At 71.4% G+C, this 1,232-nt stretch carries 2 protein-coding genes; one reads left to right on the top strand and one right to left on the bottom strand.

The genetic code is table 11. The features are described 5' to 3' along the window. Positions 1–222 (bottom strand): alcohol dehydrogenase catalytic domain-containing protein (locus tag APM_RS12965; protein ID WP_007423825.1); only part of this gene is annotated, 222 nt, incomplete at its 3' end. Between the two features lie 146 nt (positions 223–368). Between APM_RS12965 and APM_RS12960 the strand changes: the two genes are divergently transcribed. After that, the gene (locus tag APM_RS12960; protein WP_013640101.1) at positions 369–1,166 is read left to right on the top strand and encodes a glucose 1-dehydrogenase; all 798 of its coding nucleotides are present in this window, start codon (positions 369–371) and stop codon (positions 1,164–1,166) included. Positions 1,167–1,232: the final 66 nt, after the last annotated feature.

Here is a 1,232-nt window from a genome sequence, read left to right as displayed (position 1 = left end):
CTCCGCCCCAGCATCCTCCACCTCGCCCGCCACCTCGTGGCCGAGCACCATCGGCTCGGCCAGCCGCACCGGGCCGAACCCGCCATGGCGCATGTAATGCAGGTCGGAACCGCAGATCCCGCCCCGCCGCACCCGTACGCGCACCTCGTCCGGCCCGGGCGGCGGCGCCGGCCGGTCCTCGATCCTGAGATCGCCCGCGGCGTGGATCACGATCGCTGTCATGGTGATTTCCTCCTTGAGCGGTGGCCCGACTTCGTGTTACGCCATCCTGTGTTACCGCTAACATGCGCCGGTTCCCGCACTTCGGCAACCATCCGGCGCCAGCCGGCGGAGCAAAAAATGCCGGCATCCGCCGGCGGAGCAAAAAAATGACCGGCGCGGACCGGTCGAGGGATGGATACGTGGGACTGACTCTGTTCGACCTTTCGGGCCGCAGGGCCCTGATCACCGGCGGGCGCAGCGGCATCGGCCGCGCCATCGCCACCGGGCTCGCCGAGGCCGGGGCGACGGTCATCCTGAACGCGCGCGATGCCGGCCGGCTGGAGGCCGCCGTCGCCGAATTGCGCGCCCTCGGGCTCGACGCCCACGCCGCCTGTTTCGACGTCACCGACGCCGACGCTACCGCCGCCGCCATCGAGCGCATCGAGGCCGACGGGCCGATCGACATCCTGGTCAACAATGCCGGCCTGCAGCACCGCGCCCTGGCGGCGGATTTCCCGCTCGACGCCTTCGACCGCATCATGGCGCTCAACGTGCGCGCCGCCTTCGTGATGGCGCAGGCGGTCGGCCGGCGGATGCTCGCCCGCAACCGCGGCAAGATCATCAACATCGCCTCGGTGCAGAGCGAGCTGGGCCGCGCCTCGATCACCCCCTACACGATGAGCAAGGGCGCGGTCCGCCAGCTCACCCGCGGCCTCTGCGCCGAATGGGGCGGGCGGAACATCCAGGTCAACGCCATCGCCCCCGGCTATTTCCGCACCGAGCTGACCGCGGCCCTCACCGAAGATGCCGAGTTCTCCGCCTGGCTCGCCGCGCGCACCCCCGCCGGCCGCTGGGGCGAGCCGGACGAGCTGAAGGGCGCCGCGATCTTCCTCGCCAGCGCCGCGGCGGATTTCGTCAACGGCCAGATGATCTTCGTCGATGGCGGGCTGACGAGCGTCGTATGACCGCGATCGGGCTGATCGGCGCGGGGGTGATGGGCGGCGCGATCGCCCGCCGCCTGCTCGCCGCCG

Origin of the sequence: Acidiphilium sp. PM (assembly GCF_000219295.1) — a bacterium.
Lineage (GTDB): Bacteria > Pseudomonadota > Alphaproteobacteria > Acetobacterales > Acetobacteraceae > Acidiphilium > Acidiphilium multivorum.
The sequence above is the reverse complement of the archived record's forward strand: the minus strand, read 5'-3'. Positions and strand labels throughout refer to the sequence as shown.

Excerpts from the sequence above, each read along its gene's own strand:
- APM_RS12960 (WP_013640101.1), top strand. The coding sequence starts at position 369 with ATGACCGGCGCGGACCGGTCGAGGGATGGATACGTGGGACTGACTCTG.